Source organism: Bacillus licheniformis DSM 13 = ATCC 14580 (assembly GCF_000011645.1).
Taxonomy (GTDB): Bacteria; Bacillota; Bacilli; order Bacillales; family Bacillaceae; genus Bacillus; species Bacillus licheniformis.
Map to the genome: position 1 here is coordinate 4,206,883 of NC_006270.3, position 15,715 is coordinate 4,222,597.

Genomic DNA, 15,715 nt, shown 5'->3' on the forward strand with positions numbered 1-15,715 from the left:
TTTGATAAATAAAAAAAGAACAAGACCGCATTGGGTCTTGTTCCTTTTATCGGCTTACTCGCCTGCTACGTATGGAAGTAAAGCCATTTGACGAGCGCGTTTGATTGCAACAGTCAATTTACGTTGGTATTTCGCGCTTGTTCCTGTTACACGGCGTGGTAAGATTTTACCGCGCTCAGAGATAAATTTTCTAAGAAGATCTACATCTTTGTAGTCGATGTGCGTAATGCCGTTGGAAGTGAAATAACACACTTTACGGCGTTTCGCACGACCGCCTCTGCGTCCTCCTGCCATCGTTATTTCCCTCCTTTCTGTTCTGGTTTTATTTTATTCGTCCGTCATCCATTAAAATGGCAAGTCGTCATCAGAGATGTCAATCGGCTTTCCATCATTTGCGAATGGATCGTCATTGAAGCTGTTGCCTTGATTGCGATTCTGATTGTTTTGACTGCCGCCGAATGGAGCCGGTTCATTTTGTCCGCCGCCAAAGTGTTGGCCTCCCTGGCCTCCGCTGTAACCGCCGGAACCAGAACCGCCGCCTTTAGGCTCCAGAAATTGAACACTTTCAGCTTGAACTTCCGTGACGTATACACGCTGTCCCTGCTGATTTTCATAGCTGCGCGTTTGCAAACGTCCATCTACACCCGCAAGACTTCCTTTTTTAAGGAAATTTGCAACGTTTTCGGCTTGTCTTCTCCAGACAACACAGTTGATGAAATCAGCTTCACGTTCACCCTGCTGATTCGTAAACGTACGATTGACAGCAAGCGTAAAGGTGGCAACAGCTGCACCGCTAGGAGTATAACGAAGCTCTGGGTCCTTTGTCAGTCTGCCGACTAAAACAACTCGGTTAAGCATATTGAGAGACCATCCTTTTGCTTTAGAGTATATAATTCAATTCTGTTTATTCTTCTTCTTTAACCACGATGTGGCGAATGATGTCGTCACTGATTTTAGCTAAACGGTCAAATTCTTGAACTGCTTCAGCTCCAGCTTGAACGTTTAAGATTTGGTAGAATCCGTCGCGGAAATCGTTGATTTCGTATGCAAGACGGCGTTTTCCCCAATCTTTTGTTTCAGTGATCTCCGCACCGTTAGTTGTTAAAATGTTGTTAAAACGCTCAACAACAGCCTTTTTAGACTCTTCATCAACGTCTGGGCGGATGATGTACATGATTTCGTACTTTCTCATTTGTATTTGCACCTCCTTTTGGACTAAGCGGCCCATTATATTGGGCAAGGAGCAATAATCCTATTACTCACAATTTTATATTATATCAAAGCTCTTGTCCTATTTCAACTGCGTTATACATTGAAACGGAAATGAATGACATCGCCGTCTTTAACAATGTATTCTTTCCCTTCAAGGCGGACTTTTCCGGCCTCTTTTGCTGCGGTCATGCTTCCCGCTTCAAGCAGATCGTCGTAGGCGACCGTTTCCGCACGGATAAATCCGCGTTCAAAGTCCGTATGGATGATGCCCGCACATTCAGGGGCTTTCATTCCTTTTTTAAATGTCCAAGCTCTGACTTCCTGTTCTCCCGCTGTAAAATAAGTAGCAAGTCCGAGGAGGGAGTAGGACGCTTTAATCAGCTGATCGAGACCGGATTCTTCAATGCCGAGTTCTTCAAGGAACATCGCCTTCTCTTCGCCTTCAAGCTCTGCAATTTCGGACTCAATCTTTGCGCAGACGACGATGACTTCCGCATTTTCAGCAGCTGCAAATTCCCGGACCTTCTGAACGTACTCGTTACCTGAAGGATCAGCCACTTCATCTTCGCTGACATTAGCTACATATAAGACAGGTTTTGTCGTCAGCAGATGAAGCTGCTTCAACACCTTTTGCTGCTCTTCGGAGAACTCGACAGAGCGGGCCGGCTTTTCCTGTTCAAACGCCTCTTTTAACTTTGTCAAAATCTCAAATTCAAACACGGCTTCTTTATCTTTTTGCTTGGCCATCTTTCCGACCCGCCCGATCCGCTTTTCCACGGTTTCAAGGTCAGCCAGTATCAGCTCAAGGTTAATCGTCTCGATATCCGAAATCGGATCTACTTTCCCGGACACGTGTGTGATATTGTCATCGGCAAAACAGCGGACAACATGGCAGATCGCATCTACTTGGCGGATGTGGGACAGGAACTTGTTTCCGAGCCCTTCTCCTTTTGATGCTCCTTTTACAATGCCTGCGATATCGGTGAATTCAAATGCGGTAGGAACGGTTTTCTTCGGATTGACGAGTTCTGTCAGCTTTTGCAGACGCTCATCAGGCACCTCTACGATCCCGACGTTTGGATCAATCGTACAAAACGGGTAGTTGGCCGATTCTGCCCCGGCCTGAGTAATTGCATTAAATAAGGTTGATTTCCCAACGTTAGGCAAACCAACAATCCCAGCTGTTAAAGCCATTGTTTCATCTCCTCTATAATGAACATCCGTGTGTAGTCGTAAATGTTAAACCTGCAACAATTATAAGGATGATTACAATAAAAGACAAGCTGACAAAACTTGCTTTTCAATCATACAAACTAGATGAAAATTCATTTTTCATTGAGACAGAAAAAAAGCATAAGGAGGTCCGCCAAGATTAACTTTCGGACTCCTCATGCTTAACTAATATCTTTTTCAGCTTTCTTTGAAACTCTTTGCGCGGGATCATGACGCTGTGTGAACAGCCCTCGCACTTGATCCGGATATCCATTCCCATCCGAATGATCTTCCAGCGGTTTGTCCCGCAGGGATGCGGCTTTTTCATTTCGACCACGTCATTCAGGCCAAATTCTTTATCGGCCAACATCGTTCACCTCTTTGCTTCCTTGTTGTGACCTTATTGTACAAAAAACCACGGTGAAAGGGCAATTCTTCACAATCTTAACTGTATTTATTTCCATTTACTCAAAATCGGATATAGTAAAATATTTACCAATAAATATAAATTCAATAATCCGTAAATTGGATATAAAAAAGCGATTAAATTTGAAAATCCGATTGACGTAAAAGGAGCCATGATCGAGAGAAGCAGGATGACGATCACCCATCTCGGCCAGTTCACAAAGGACAGAAAACGGCTGGACAGACCGAGAATGCTCGAGATCGTCGTCGTATAGATTGCGACGCAAAGTACAGCCGTCATAAAAATAAAAATCGGAAAAGGCGCGCCCTCCAAAACCGCGAATAAAGGAATTTCATAATGGGCCAGTTCACCGGCAAGCTCTACAAGGGTCTCATTGTACATGTATGAAATAGCCCCAAACACCAGGCCGCTTAATATGCTGGCAATCTTTGCTTCTCCGACCCCCTTCATCTCTTTGCCGACCGCAGATAATACAGCGACAACAGATAATATGTTCAGGGAAGTGAATGCGATGCCGGCAGGCCAGTTGTATTGATGAGTCAAGTTGAGCAGCCACGGCTGATGATGAGCTGTTTGAAAAGAAATCAGCGCATACAGCAGCCCCGCCACCAAAATCGGGATTAAGTAGCTATTAACGGACAATATGCCATTGAGCCCCCACAAAAACAACAACCCTGTGCATAAACAAAACAAGATGACGCCAGTCCAAAACGGGATATGAAAGATTTGCAGCGTTACCCCGCCTCCTGCAATCATCACAATCGTCGTCGTAAACAAATACAGGATGATCAGCACATCGTATACTTTAGCCAGCATCGGACCGATTAATGTTTCGAGCACAGGCAGAAAATGCTCTGATTTTTGTTCATAGCTGATCTTCATCACAATATAGGTTGACAGGCTGAACATGATCGTAAACAACAGGATAGCCAGTCCGCTTTCATCACCAAAAAACTGCCATATTTCCTGGCCGGATGCATATCCCGCACCTATTAAGCTTCCTAAAATAAGAAGCATCCACTTCATCCCGGCTCTCCACACGATTTGCTCACCCCAACAATATAGTTTTTAAGCTTGTTTCTCCGCTCATGACACTATATTGCCGGTCCTCTATAAAAATTCATGAAACCCTTTTCGACTTTTCTCTTACAAATGAATAAATTATATTAATATAACAAAATAGAATATCGTATCCTCTCTTAGTAAAGTATTTTTTCCGGCTGACCAAATCGACTCATCCAAAGCATAAAAAAAGAGACAGCTGGATATACTGTAAACAACCATACATACTCAAAAAACACACCAAGGCACTGCTGTTACCATGATGACAAGGATGTGAAGCCTATGAATCGAAAAGGCGGAATTTTTTCTCAAGAACCAATGAATGAATATATTTCTCATACGGATCCGCTAGCTGTTAAACAAATAGAGAAAGTCCTTTCCGTCTATTTAAAGGAAGCCGGAGACCGGCCCATCGTGATCGTTTGCATCGGTACAGACCGCTCGACCGGAGATTCGCTCGGTCCCCTCGTAGGAATGAAACTCTCCGCAAAGCAGCTGACACGTTTTCATGTCTATGGAACGCTTGCCGACCCGGTTCACGCCGTGAACTTAAATGAAAAGCTTGATCATATTCATCAGCAGCATCAAAATCCTTTTATGATCGCGATCGACGCCTGTCTTGGACGAACCAAAAGCGTGGGGTCTTTCCAAATCGGCAAAGGGCCTTTGAAGCCGGGAGCAGGCGTTCAGAAAAGTTTGCCGGAAGTCGGCCACGTGCATATTAACGGAATTGTCAATGTCAGCGGTTTTATGGAGTATTTTGTCCTGCAAAATACAAGGCTCAATCTTGTCATGAGCATGGCAAATGTGCTTGCGGACGGGCTGTCGCATCTGGAAAAGACCGGATCGCAGCGGCGCCATGTGTCACCAATTGAAAGAATGACCGGAAGAATGTCATAAAAAAACCATCTGTACATGATCAGATGGTTTTTAAGCTTATGCGTCTTCTTGAGCCAATAATTCGAGAATACGCTCCAAGTCTTCATTTGAGTAGAATTCGATTTCGATCCTGCCTTTTTTCTTTTGCTTTTTAATGGTCACCGGTGTTCCAAAATAGTTTCGCAAATACGATTCCCGTTCCTTGATCACTGCATCTTTGACTTGTTTCGGCTTCTTTGTTTCACGTGGAACATCAGCGTTCAACTGTTGAATTAACTTTTCCAACTGGCGGACGTTCAACTGTTCGGACACGACCTTTTGAACAAGCGGCTCAAGCTTTTTCTTGTTTTTCAATCCAAGCAATGTTCGGCCATGGCCCATCGATAACGTGCCGTTGTCGATTAACTTTTGAACGTCTTCAGGAAGTGTCAGCAGCCGCAAGTGGTTGGCGATGTGAGGCCTGCTTTTTCCAAGCCTTTTCGCCAGCTGTTCCTGGGTCATATCGAGATGTTTGAGCAAAGATTCATAGGCTTTTGCTTCTTCAAGCGGAGACAGGTCTTCTCGTTGAAGATTTTCCAATAGGGCAATCTCCATCATCAGGGATTCCGACAGCTCGCGCACAATCGCAGGAATGGTTTCCAATCCGGCCTTTTCAGCAGCCCGGAAACGGCGTTCTCCGGCCACAATGTCATAGCCTTTAATTGACTTTCTGACGATGATGGGCTGCAAAACACCGTGCTGCAAAATGGACTCCTTCAAATCTTTTAACGATTGGTCATCAAACGTTTTTCTTGGCTGATAAGGGTTGGGCCGCAAGTCTTGCAGCTTGATTTCCTCAACCGTTTCTTCGGATAAATCAACATTTGAAAACAATGCATTAATCCCTTTTCCGAGACCTTTAGGCATTCGCAGCCACTTCCTTTGCTAATTCTAAATAGACTTCCGCTCCTCTGGAACGGGGATCATATAAAATGATCGGCTTTCCATGACTCGGCGCTTCACTGAGCCGGACATTCCGGGGGATAACCGTTTTGTATACTTTATCGCGGAAGTACTTTTTCACTTCTTCGATGACCTGTATGCCTAAATTCGTTCTTGCATCAAGCATTGTCAGCAATACGCCGTCGATCATCAGATCCGTATTTAAATGTTTTTGCACGAGCCGGACAGAGTTGAGCAGCTGGCTCAGCCCTTCCAGCGCATAATACTCGCACTGGACCGGAATCACGACGGAATCGGAAGCCGTAAGCGCATTGATTGTAAGCAGCCCTAATGACGGCGGGCAGTCAATAATCATGAAATCATAGTTTTGTTTGACCGATTCCAAAGCCCTTTTCAGCCGGACTTCTCGGGAGATGGTCGGAACAAGTTCAATTTCCGCCCCCGCAAGCTGGATCGTTGCAGGAATGACATCCAAGTTTTCTACGGATGTTGTTTTGATGACATCTTTCACATCTGCATCATCTACTAATATATCGTACACACATTGATCAACATCAGCCTTTTCAACGCCGATACCGCTTGTTGCGTTTCCTTGCGGGTCTATGTCGACTAACAAAACCCTTTTCCCGATGTAAGCTAAGCAAGCTCCCAGGTTAACAGAGGTTGTCGTTTTACCAACGCCACCTTTTTGGTTTGTGATCGCAATAATTTTCCCCACAATGTCACCTACTTTCACATTGAACAAGTTTCTCTCATTTCTCTATTTTAACAAAAAAAGAATCGGCTGTTTGCTTTTTTTGAGTTTTTGTTTTTTGAAAGAGATCTGTTTTGTTTATTTTTCGACAAAAAGAAACAGTTTTTTTATCTTAGAAAAAAGAGAAGAAACGCTCAAATAAAGTGAAAGATAGTTTTAATTTTATATCAGTATAAAAAATCCCCCCTGTGTTGGGGGGATTTCAATCAATCTGCTGCGGGCATTTTCCGGGTGGCGATGGCAATCCTGTTCCAGGCATTTATTGTGACAGCTGCCATGATCAGTTCGGCTGTTTCAGCTTCTGTAAAATGGGTCCTGACTTCGTTGTATATTTCATCCGGCAACCCGTGCTCGCCGATTCGCGTAACGGCTTCAGTCAGCGCCAATACAGCCCGCTCTTTTTCCGTGAAAAAAGGCGCTTCCCGCCACGCATTGAGCGCATATATCCGCTGTTCCGTTTCCCCGTTCTGTCTTGCATCCTTCGTATGCATATTTAAGCAGAAAGCACATCCGTTCAGCTGTGAAGCCCGGATTTTGATCAGTTCCTTTAAAATGGGGTCAATGCCAGAAGAAGCCTGCGCTTTTTCAAGCTCCAGCATTCCTCTGTATCCCTCAGGATTTACTTTTTCCATTAGAAATCTCGTTTCCATGTCTATTCCTCCTTTAAGTGTTTCACTTATATAACAAGAGAGAAACGGAGTTTGTGACAAAAAACGTTATATTTTAATGTGCTTCAGTTTATCGGGATTTGACACGATAAACACATTTTTGACGGAATCGCCTTCCGGATTCCAAGCAAAGCAAACCGCGTAAGCCGGGCGGTTGTTTTTCATGATCAAAACGCCCTTTTGGTCGTTGATATCGACTGGCATAAAGCGGCCGGAAAAGCTTCCCTTTGAAACAACTCCCGTAAAAAACGCATAAATGCGGCTCTTTCCATAGATCGGTCTCAAAGCGCTGCGCACTTTTCCGCCGCCATCTGTATACAATACGGCATCTTCAATCAATTTCTTGGAAAACTCCTCAAAATTACCTGTTTTCGCTGATTCGATAAACAGCTGGGCCAATTGCTGTTCTTCAACCGGCTGTGAAAATACCGAAATATCCTCGTTTAATTTCTGTTTCAGCCGGCTGTGGATTTGACGACAGTTCGCTTCCGACTTCCCGATAATGGACGAAATTTCCTTGTAATGATATCCAAATACTTCTCTAAACATCAAAACGGCTCTTTCTACAGGATTTAATCGGCTCATAACTACCAGAAAAGCATAGGATACCTTTTCTTTCTCTTCAACGTACTCAGCCGGGATTTGAGCTGAAAGCGCCACCTGCGGTTCCGGAAGCCATTCCCCGATATATACCTCCCGCTTCTTGCGGGCAGACTGCAGTTCATTTATGCAGCGGTTTGTGATTGATTTCGTTAAATATGCTTGAATATGGTCAATTTGACCGATATCTTTTTCCTGAAGGTCTGCGAACAATTCTTGGATGATGTCCTCTGCATCTTGAAAAGACCCGAGCATACGGTAAGCAATCGAAAAAAGCAATGAATGATATTGTCGATAATATTCCATAGACGCTCCCCCATAGATATTTTGCCTAAAAAAATAAAAGCTCTATAGGGAGCTTTTATTTCGGTATTCGAATCGTAAACTGAATATATTCTTCAAATTCCTCTTCTTCCGTATTCAGTTTGACGCCGCTGTCTTCCACCATTGATAAGGACTGGCGAATCGTATTCATCGCGATTCTCGCGTCCCTGCTGTACGCTTTTCTCTTTGGTTTAGGCTTGCGTTTATCCTGCTCAAGCATTTTGACGACACGGTCTTCGGTTTGTTTTACATTTAAACTCTTTTCAATGACTTCATGCAGCAGCTTGACCTGAAGGTCGGGCTGTTTCAACGGTATGAGCGCTCTTGCGTGGCGCTCTGAAATTTCTTTTTTCAAGATCGCTTCCTGCACCTCTTCCGGAAGCTTTAACAGTCTGAGCTTATTGGCGATTGTTGACTGGCCCTTTCCAAGCCTTTGTGCAAGGGCTTCCTGCGTCAAATCGTGAAGCTCTAAAAGCCTTGCATAAGCATGCGCCTCTTCAATCGAAGATAATTCTTCCCTCTGAAGGTTTTCGATAAGAGCGACAGAAGCGGTCTCTGTATCTGAAAAATCCTTAATAATAGCGGGAACCTTCTCCCAATCGAGCGTTTGAACCGCCCGCCAGCGCCGCTCTCCGGCTATGAGTTCATATTGGCCTTCCCGCTCTGTTTTTCTGACGACAATCGGCTGGATAATGCCGTGTGTATGAATGGTTGCAGCTAATTCTTTAATTTTTTCTTCTGAGAAAATGGTGCGCGGCTGAAAACGGTTAGGAATTATATCGCCTACTGGAATCTCTTGAATTTCTTCTTTATTCGTATCATGTTCAGCAATCTCTGCTTCTTCTTCCTTGTCGCCAAGTCCGAAGAGACGAGAGAATGAATGCTTCATGTACCTACACCACCTTTAAACACTGCCATTTTTATAATTCTATTTTCTCATGAATTTTCCTTCTGTGACATCACGAAATTTGAAGAAAACGAATAATTTAACCTTCAATAGGAGATTTATTAGGTGTTCCAGGCTTTCTTGGAAATTTCTTCGGTGTCTGCGATTGTTTTTTGATGACAATGATGTTTCTTTCGCTTTCTTCTATTGGCAGCTGAAAAGAATGTACGGTTTCAATTTTGCCTCCAAGCGTTTTGATGGCTTTTTTGCCCGTTTCAATTTCTTCATCAGCCGAAGCGGCTTTTAATGCTACGAATAAACCGTCTTTTTTCACAAGCGGAAGGCAGAGCTCGCTGAGAACCGAAAGGCGGGCGACAGCGCGTGCCGTCACAACGTCATAGCTTTCTCTGTGGTCTTTCGATCTTCCGAATGTTTCCGCGCGGTCATGGTAAAAAGCTGTGTTTTCCAGCTTCAAAGCGTCTGACAGCTGATTCAAAAAGTGAATCCGTTTGTTCAGTGAGTCAACGATTGTGACGTGAAGGTGAGGAAAGCAGATTTTAATCGGAAGGCTTGGAAATCCGGCACCCGCTCCAACATCACAGAGAGTGTTCATCTTTTTGAAATCAACATAAAAAGAGGCGGCGATGGAATCGTAAAAATGCTTTAAGTACACTTCTTTTTTCTCGGTAATCGAGGTTAAATTCATTTTTTCGTTCCATTCAACAAGCCATTCGTAATAAGTCTCAAATTGCTCCAGCTGGAAGGAGGAAAGGGAAATGCCTTTCTTCTCCAAACCGGCTGTAAATTGCTCAATGTTCATGCCGTCACCCTTTCTATTCCGCAACCTTGGCAATCCGTCCCTGCTCTAAATAAACGAGCAGTATGGAAATATCAGCAGGATTGACGCCGGAAATCCGTGAGGCCTGTGCGACAGACAGCGGTCTGACCTCTTTCAATTTTTGGCGCGCTTCCGTTGCAATGCCTTTGATCGCGTCATAGTCGATTCTGTCAGGAATCTTTTTATTTTCCATTTTCTTTAGTTTTTCGACCTGCTGCAAGGACTTTTCAATATATCCTTCATACTTAATTTGAATTTCCACCTGTTCGGCAACGTCGCCGGCGACTTTTTGTTCAGGCGGCGCAAGAGCAGTGACGGTTTCATAATTCATTTCAGGCCGCTTCATCAGGTCGGTCGCGCGAATGCCGTCTTTGAGCTCGCTGCCGCCCAGTGAACGGATATATTCCTGATTTTCCTTTGTCGGTTTGATAATAACAGAATGAAGGCGTTTTTTCTCTGCTTCAATGGCCGCTTTTTTCTCTTGAAACTTTTGATATCTTTCTTCAGAAATCAAGCCGATCTGATAGCCGATCTCGGTCAGGCGCAAGTCTGCATTGTCGTGACGCAGGAGCAGCCTGTACTCTGCACGCGAAGTCAGCAGGCGGTATGGTTCGTTTGTTCCTTTTGTCACAAGGTCGTCGATCAATACGCCGATATAAGCGTCTGAGCGGCTGAGAATGACCTCTTCTTTGCCAAGCGCTTTCCGGCCCGCATTGATACCGGCCATAATTCCCTGTCCGGCCGCTTCTTCATAGCCTGATGTTCCGTTAATCTGTCCGGCTGTGAAGAGTCCCGGAATTTTTTTCGTTTCCAATGTCGGCCACAGCTGTGTCGGTACGATCGCATCATATTCAATCGCATACCCCGCCCGCATCATTTGCACATTCTCAAGGCCGGGAATAGTTGAAAGCATTTTTCGCTGCACATCTTCTGGAAGGCTTGTCGACAATCCCTGGACATAGACTTCCTGGGTGTTGCGCCCTTCAGGCTCAAGAAAGATTTGGTGTCTCGGCTTGTCGTTAAAGCGGACGACCTTGTCTTCAATAGACGGGCAATATCTCGGTCCCGTTCCTTTGATCATGCCGGAGTACATCGGTGAACGATGCAAATTGTTGTCAATGATTTCGTGCGTTTCCGGACTTGTATATGTGAGCCAGCATGGAAGCTGGTCTGTAATATATTCCACCGTCTCATACGAAAAGGCCCGCGGCACTTCATCACCGGGCTGGATTTCCGTTTTGCTGTAGTCAATTGAATGACTGTTGACCCGCGGCGGCGTCCCTGTTTTAAAACGGACGAGGTCAAAGCCGAGCTCTTCAAGATGTTCAGACAGCTTGATGGACGGCTGCTGGTTGTTCGGTCCGCTGGAGTATGACAGATCGCCAAGAATGATTTTCCCTCTCAAAAATGTCCCCGTCGTCAGAACAACGGTCTTAGAACGGTACTCCGCCCCTGTCTGGGTTATAACGCCCCGGCATTCCCCGTCTTCAATAAGAAGGCGTTCGACCATTCCTTGCAGCATGGTCAAATTCGGTTCATTCTCAAGTGTCTTTTTCATTTCATGCTGATATTGGAATTTATCAGCCTGAGCCCGAAGCGCCCGAACGGCAGGTCCTTTTCCTGTATTTAAAAGCCTCATTTGGATATGCGTTTTATCAATATTTTTAGCCATTTCCCCGCCGAGCGCGTCAATTTCGCGGACGACGATTCCTTTTGCAGGTCCGCCGACAGACGGGTTACATGGCATGAAAGCAACCATATCAAGGTTAATCGTTAAGACAAGCGTTTTTGCGCCTTGTCTGGCTGACGCCAGCGCCGCTTCAACACCGGCGTGTCCGGCGCCGACGACAACGACGTCATATTGGCCTGCTTCATAGCCCATATGCTTTGTTCCTCCTTTATTTTCCTAAGCAAAATTGAGAGAAGAGCTGGTCGATCAGACTTTCGTGTACAGCATCGCCAATGATCTCCCCAAGAACTTCCCAGCATCTTGTTAAATCAATTTGAACCATATCGATCGGCACATCGTTTTCGATGCCCTCCAATGCGTCAGTGATGGCGCGCTTCGCCTCATGCAGCAGTGAAATATGCCTTGTATTGCTGACATATGTCAAGTCGCCGCTCTCGATCGCGCCTGTGAAAAACAGCGATTGAATGGCTTCCTCCAGCTCATCAATCCCTTCCTCTTTTAATAAGGAAGTCGTCACGACAGGCTGATTCCCAGCCAATTCCCGAACCCGATCAAGATCAAGCTTTTGCTCAAGATCGGTCTTATTGACAATGACGATGATGTCCATTCCCTTCGTTGCTTCAAAGAGCTTGATGTCTTCATCTGAAAGGGACTCGCTGTAATTGAGGACAAGCAAAATCAAATCTGCTTCTTTTAATACCTGTCTTGAACGTTCAACGCCGATTCGCTCGACGATGTCTTCGGTCTCGCGGATCCCGGCTGTATCGACGAGACGCAGCGGCACGCCTCTGACATTCACATATTCTTCAATGACATCCCGCGTCGTGCCCGGAATATCCGTTACGATCGCTTTTGTCTCGTGGACGAGACTGTTTAAAAGCGAGGACTTGCCGACATTGGGCCGCCCGATGATAACTGTCGAGATGCCTTCTCTTAATATTTTACCCTGCTCTGAAGTCGTCAGCAGCGCCTCGATTTCCTTTTTGACCTTTGTCGCTTTTTCAATCAGCATCTTGTGCGTCATTTCTTCAACGTCATCGTATTCCGGATAGTCAATATTCACTTCAACGTGGGCCAATGTTTCAAGAATCTCGGCCCTCAACCGTTTGATCAGTGAAGACAGCCTTCCTTCCATCTGATTCATGGCCACATTCATTGCCCGGTCTGTTTTGGCCCTGATGAGATCCATGACAGCTTCAGCCTGGGAAAGATCGATTCTTCCGTTCAAAAAGGCTCTTTTCGTAAATTCTCCCGGTTCCGCCAGACGCGCTCCCTCTCTCAAAACGAGCTGAAGCACCTGGTTGACAGTCACAAGTCCGCCGTGGCAGTTGATTTCTACAATATCTTCCCGCGTAAAAGTTTTCGGCGCTTTCAGTACCGAAACCATGACTTCTTCCACGACTTTTTCCGTTTCCGGATCAACGATATGACCGTAGTTAATCGTATGTGAATCGACGGAACTCAGCCTTTTTCCGCGAGGTCCTTTATACACTTTATCGGCGATCGCAAGAGCCTCAGGGCCGCTCATCCGGACGATCGCAATCGCCCCTTCTCCCATCGGCGTTGAAATCGCAGCGATGGTATCCATGGCTTTCACCTCTCTTTTTCATTCCTATATCTATTATCCCCATTTGCCGGGTCATCTTCCAAACATCGTATACGGATGAAAAACTTTTATTGTAATCAAAATTTAAAGATAACATAGTTTCAATTGAAGTGGAAGTGACTTGAACCGTTATCCACAACCGTTCTAAGCCATCATTACTTACTTTAACTTATCCACATGTGAATAACAATTAAATTTCATTTTCATCAACAGCTTACGCCTGAAAAAATAGAACTTAAACTGATTTTGCTGCATTTCATCGATTTTCAACGGCAAAAAAACCGAAGCCCCAATTTTGGGAACTTCGGTTTTCATGTTATTTTTTATATGAGATGACAAGGTGCCGGTTATGGTCTTCACCGGTAGAGTAAGTTTCGATATGCTGCGAGTAGCCCGCAAGCGTATCATGGATGACCTTGCGCTCACTGGAAGGCATCGGCTCCAGGTGAATGTCTTTTTTCTGCCTGGCCGCCTGGTCAGCAAGCTTCAATGCCAGCTGAGCAAGTGTTTCCTTCCGCTTTGCGCGGTATCCTTCGGCGTCAACCACCGCTTGGATATATCTGTCGGAATGACGATTGAGCACGAGCTGCGTCAGCGTTTCAAGGGCATTTAAAGTTTGTCCCCTTTTTCCAATTAAAAGAGCTGTTTTGTCTCCTTTCAACTGAAAAACCACTCGTTTAGACTCCTCTTCTGCCGTCACCTGGGCTTGTATTCCCATATTCGAAATTACATTTTCCAAATATTGTTTTGCTTCTTTAACCGGGTCTATTTTTTCCCGAATGTTCACGACTGCAGACCGATGACCGAAAATGCCGAATAATCCCTTTTTTCCTTCATCAACTACGTCGACTTCGACATCATCTGCATGAAGGCCCAGCTGTTCAAGCCCGGATTGCACTGCTTCATCGACGGTACGTCCAGTAGCAGTCAGTTCCTTCACTTTTTCTTACCTCCGGATTTTTTTCCTCCGGCTGCCGCTTCCTGTCTCTCAGCCTTTAGATCAGGCCCTTTGATAAAGAAGGTTTGAGCAATCATGAATAAGTTACCGACTACCCAGTACAGGGAAAGAGCCGCCGGGAAACTGATCGCAAATACAACGATCATGATCGGCATCAGCCAAAGCATCATCGCCATCTGCGGATTTTGCTGCGCTGTTCCCGCCATCATCAGCTTTTGCTGAATGAATGTGAACACACCGGCGAGAATCGGCAAAATGAAATACGGATCACGCTCCCCAAGGTCAAACCATAAAAAGCTGTGTTCTGCGATTTCCCGCGTTCTCATAATGGCATGATAGAATCCGATTAAAATCGGCATTTGAATTAAGATCGGGAAACATCCGGCAAGCGGGTTAACCCCGTGCTTCTGCATGAGAGCCATCGTTTCCTGTTGAAGCTTCTGCTGCGTTTTTTGATCTTTAGAACTGTATTTTTCACGAAGTTTTTGCATTTCAGGCTGGAGAGCCTGCATCGCTTTCGAACTCTTCGTCTGCTTGATCATCAGCGGCAAAATTAAAAGTCTGATTAAGATCGTGACGATGATAATCGCTAGTCCGAAGTTTTCATTCGTTAAATTTGCTACATACGTGATCAGCTGTGACAACGGGTATACGATATACGTGTTCCAAAACCCTTCGCTTTCTGCAGTGATCGGCTGGTTGATTTCCGTACATCCAGCTAAAAGCACGATAACGCCGATCATACTGAACAATAATAAAATTCGCCTCTTCAACAACATTTCCTCCTAAATCTTCATTCTTCAACCGGTATTATTCGGTTATGACCATTAAAAAGACATACTTTCTCGTATTTTATCATCTTTCTCCCCCGAATGGGCGACGACATTTTTCTGGAGCTAAAGGAAGCGCTTAAAAATGAGGGGCCATAACTTCTTTTAACCCGGACTATGATGGCTGATTCGGTTTTTTCCGGTAGACAAACGACTTTCTGAAAAGATGCTGCAAACTTTTTTTCGTCTCTTCATATGATAATTCAGCTGCAGGCTTTCTTGCGATGATAATGTAGTCATTTTCTTGTTTTAATAGATTCCGCTCTTCCTGGATGACCTGGCGAATCAGCCGCTTTACCCGGTTGCGCACGACTGCGTTTCCGATTTTCTTGCTGACCGACAGTCCCACCCGAAACTCTTTCGCTTCAGGCTGGTGAAGCACATATAAAACATATTGCCGGTTTGCCATCGATTTTCCCTTTTTAAATACTTTTTGAAAATCTTCATTTTTCTTTAATCGATTTCGCTTTTTCATATCTTCTTTCACTCCGATAACAAGCTGGCAAATGGGCCTGGTCATTCCTCTATGTAAAAAAGACCACTGACATTATTCAGTGGCCTAAGCTGATAATACTTTTCTTCCTTTGCGGCGACGACGTGCTAATACAAGACGTCCATTTTTAGAACTCATACGGCTGCGAAAGCCATGAACTTTGCTGCGCTTACGGTTATTTGGTTGAAATGTTCTTTTCATGTATGACACCTCCCTCGAGGAATAGCTGTTAAAGACAGTCTAATTTATTATATTGGGATGAGCAGTTCATTGTCAACTTCGCTCACACATTTCTTTTTTGCACCATAATAGGATAACACATATCAATTTTCTT

The 15,715-nt window shown here is 44.8% G+C and carries 19 protein-coding genes; 1 reads left to right on the plus strand and 18 read right to left on the minus strand.

What is annotated here, in order from left to right; translation table 11 throughout:
- Positions 1 to 54: 54 nt before the first annotated feature.
- The 6 genes from rpsR to TRNA_RS42970 form a co-directional block, all read right to left on the minus strand.
- Positions 55 to 294: a 30S ribosomal protein S18 gene (gene rpsR / locus TRNA_RS42940; RefSeq protein ID WP_003178022.1), complete on the minus strand. Its 240-nt coding sequence runs from the start codon at positions 292 to 294 to the stop codon at positions 55 to 57.
- A gap of 51 nt (positions 295 to 345) precedes the next feature.
- Complete coding sequence (gene ssbA / locus TRNA_RS42945) at positions 346 to 858, minus strand: single-stranded DNA-binding protein SsbA (protein WP_003178024.1); 513 nt, start codon at positions 856 to 858, stop codon at positions 346 to 348.
- A 46-nt stretch (positions 859 to 904) separates the two neighbouring features.
- A complete protein-coding gene (rpsF, locus tag TRNA_RS42950) occupies positions 905 to 1,192 on the minus strand; it encodes a 30S ribosomal protein S6 (protein ID WP_003178026.1) in 288 nt (95 codons plus the stop codon).
- Between the two features lie 113 nt (positions 1,193 to 1,305).
- Positions 1,306 to 2,406, minus strand: coding sequence for a redox-regulated ATPase YchF (gene ychF, locus TRNA_RS42955; protein ID WP_003178027.1), 1,101 nt, complete (start codon positions 2,404 to 2,406; stop codon positions 1,306 to 1,308).
- 178 nt (positions 2,407 to 2,584) lie between these two features.
- Positions 2,585 to 2,791 carry a DUF951 domain-containing protein gene (locus TRNA_RS42965; protein WP_011201785.1) on the minus strand — a complete coding sequence of 69 codons (207 nt, stop codon included), beginning with the start codon at positions 2,789 to 2,791 and terminating at the stop codon, positions 2,585 to 2,587.
- A gap of 87 nt (positions 2,792 to 2,878) precedes the next feature.
- Positions 2,879 to 3,892, minus strand: a complete 1,014-nt coding sequence (locus TRNA_RS42970; RefSeq protein ID WP_003178030.1) for a YkvI family membrane protein — start codon at positions 3,890 to 3,892, stop codon at positions 2,879 to 2,881.
- 303 nt (positions 3,893 to 4,195) lie between these two features.
- On the opposite strand from TRNA_RS42970, the gene yyaC reads away from it, so the two are divergent.
- Positions 4,196 to 4,813: a spore protease YyaC gene (gene yyaC / locus TRNA_RS42975; protein ID WP_003178032.1), complete on the plus strand. Its 618-nt coding sequence runs from the start codon at positions 4,196 to 4,198 to the stop codon at positions 4,811 to 4,813.
- A 36-nt stretch (positions 4,814 to 4,849) separates the two neighbouring features.
- Here the strand turns inward: yyaC and TRNA_RS42980 are convergent, their stop codons facing one another.
- The 12 genes from TRNA_RS42980 to rpmH form a co-directional block, all read right to left on the minus strand.
- On the minus strand, positions 4,850 to 5,698 hold the full coding sequence (locus tag TRNA_RS42980; protein ID WP_003178034.1) for a ParB/RepB/Spo0J family partition protein: 849 nt from the start codon (positions 5,696 to 5,698) through the stop codon (positions 4,850 to 4,852).
- Positions 5,691 to 6,452: a sporulation initiation inhibitor protein Soj gene (gene soj, locus TRNA_RS42985; protein ID WP_011201786.1), complete on the minus strand. Its 762-nt coding sequence runs from the start codon at positions 6,450 to 6,452 to the stop codon at positions 5,691 to 5,693. The genes TRNA_RS42980 and soj overlap by 8 nt, the downstream gene beginning before the upstream one ends.
- A 242-nt stretch (positions 6,453 to 6,694) precedes the next feature.
- Complete coding sequence (locus TRNA_RS42990) at positions 6,695 to 7,138, minus strand: carboxymuconolactone decarboxylase family protein (protein WP_003178038.1); 444 nt, start codon at positions 7,136 to 7,138, stop codon at positions 6,695 to 6,697.
- Between the two features lie 66 nt (positions 7,139 to 7,204).
- Positions 7,205 to 8,062, minus strand: coding sequence for an RNA polymerase sigma-70 factor (locus TRNA_RS42995; RefSeq protein WP_003178040.1), 858 nt, complete (start codon positions 8,060 to 8,062; stop codon positions 7,205 to 7,207).
- 55 nt (positions 8,063 to 8,117) lie between these two features.
- Positions 8,118 to 8,969 carry a nucleoid occlusion protein gene (gene noc, locus TRNA_RS43000; RefSeq protein WP_003178042.1) on the minus strand — a complete coding sequence of 284 codons (852 nt, stop codon included), beginning with the start codon at positions 8,967 to 8,969 and terminating at the stop codon, positions 8,118 to 8,120.
- Between the two features lie 97 nt (positions 8,970 to 9,066).
- Entirely contained in the window at positions 9,067 to 9,786 is a 720-nt protein-coding gene (rsmG, locus tag TRNA_RS43005) for a 16S rRNA (guanine(527)-N(7))-methyltransferase RsmG (RefSeq protein ID WP_003178044.1), read from the minus strand.
- A 13-nt stretch (positions 9,787 to 9,799) separates the two neighbouring features.
- Positions 9,800 to 11,686: a tRNA uridine-5-carboxymethylaminomethyl(34) synthesis enzyme MnmG gene (mnmG, locus tag TRNA_RS43010; protein ID WP_003178046.1), complete on the minus strand. Its 1,887-nt coding sequence runs from the start codon at positions 11,684 to 11,686 to the stop codon at positions 9,800 to 9,802.
- Positions 11,687 to 11,702: 16 nt separating this feature from the next.
- Positions 11,703 to 13,082, minus strand: a complete 1,380-nt coding sequence (gene mnmE / locus TRNA_RS43015; RefSeq protein WP_003178047.1) for a tRNA uridine-5-carboxymethylaminomethyl(34) synthesis GTPase MnmE — start codon at positions 13,080 to 13,082, stop codon at positions 11,703 to 11,705.
- Positions 13,083 to 13,416: 334 nt separating this feature from the next.
- A complete protein-coding gene (jag, locus tag TRNA_RS43020) occupies positions 13,417 to 14,040 on the minus strand; it encodes an RNA-binding cell elongation regulator Jag/EloR (protein WP_003178050.1) in 624 nt (207 codons plus the stop codon).
- Positions 14,037 to 14,837 (minus strand): YidC family membrane integrase SpoIIIJ, encoded by an 801-nt coding sequence (gene spoIIIJ / locus TRNA_RS43025; protein ID WP_011198500.1) that lies wholly within the window; start codon positions 14,835 to 14,837, stop codon positions 14,037 to 14,039. The genes jag and spoIIIJ overlap by 4 nt, the downstream gene beginning before the upstream one ends.
- Positions 14,838 to 15,003: 166 nt before the next feature.
- Positions 15,004 to 15,363, minus strand: coding sequence for a ribonuclease P protein component (gene rnpA, locus TRNA_RS43030; protein ID WP_003178055.1), 360 nt, complete (start codon positions 15,361 to 15,363; stop codon positions 15,004 to 15,006).
- A gap of 84 nt (positions 15,364 to 15,447) precedes the next feature.
- On the minus strand, positions 15,448 to 15,582 hold the full coding sequence (rpmH, locus tag TRNA_RS43530; protein ID WP_003178075.1) for a 50S ribosomal protein L34: 135 nt from the start codon (positions 15,580 to 15,582) through the stop codon (positions 15,448 to 15,450).
- Positions 15,583 to 15,715: the final 133 nt, after the last annotated feature.

Excerpts from the sequence above, each read along its gene's own strand:
- yyaC (WP_003178032.1), top strand. The coding sequence starts at position 4,196 with ATGAATCGAAAAGGCGGAATTTTTTCTCAAGAACCAATGAATGAATAT.
- rnpA (WP_003178055.1), bottom strand. The coding sequence starts at position 15,363 with ATGAAAAAGCGAAATCGATTAAAGAAAAATGAAGATTTTCAAAAAGTA.
- spoIIIJ (WP_011198500.1), bottom strand. The coding sequence starts at position 14,837 with ATGTTGTTGAAGAGGCGAATTTTATTATTGTTCAGTATGATCGGCGTT.
- ssbA (WP_003178024.1), bottom strand. The coding sequence starts at position 858 with ATGCTTAACCGAGTTGTTTTAGTCGGCAGACTGACAAAGGACCCAGAG.
- mnmE (WP_003178047.1), bottom strand. The coding sequence starts at position 13,082 with ATGGATACCATCGCTGCGATTTCAACGCCGATGGGAGAAGGGGCGATT.
- TRNA_RS42990 (WP_003178038.1), bottom strand. The coding sequence starts at position 7,138 with ATGGAAACGAGATTTCTAATGGAAAAAGTAAATCCTGAGGGATACAGA.
- noc (WP_003178042.1), bottom strand. The coding sequence starts at position 8,969 with ATGAAGCATTCATTCTCTCGTCTCTTCGGACTTGGCGACAAGGAAGAA.
- mnmG (WP_003178046.1), bottom strand. The coding sequence starts at position 11,686 with ATGGGCTATGAAGCAGGCCAATATGACGTCGTTGTCGTCGGCGCCGGA.
- rsmG (WP_003178044.1), bottom strand. The coding sequence starts at position 9,786 with ATGAACATTGAGCAATTTACAGCCGGTTTGGAGAAGAAAGGCATTTCC.
- rpmH (WP_003178075.1), bottom strand. The coding sequence starts at position 15,582 with ATGAAAAGAACATTTCAACCAAATAACCGTAAGCGCAGCAAAGTTCAT.
- TRNA_RS42980 (WP_003178034.1), bottom strand. The coding sequence starts at position 5,698 with ATGCCTAAAGGTCTCGGAAAAGGGATTAATGCATTGTTTTCAAATGTT.
- TRNA_RS42995 (WP_003178040.1), bottom strand. The coding sequence starts at position 8,062 with ATGGAATATTATCGACAATATCATTCATTGCTTTTTTCGATTGCTTAC.
- ychF (WP_003178027.1), bottom strand. The coding sequence starts at position 2,406 with ATGGCTTTAACAGCTGGGATTGTTGGTTTGCCTAACGTTGGGAAATCA.
- rpsF (WP_003178026.1), bottom strand. The coding sequence starts at position 1,192 with ATGAGAAAGTACGAAATCATGTACATCATCCGCCCAGACGTTGATGAA.
- rpsR (WP_003178022.1), bottom strand. The coding sequence starts at position 294 with ATGGCAGGAGGACGCAGAGGCGGTCGTGCGAAACGCCGTAAAGTGTGT.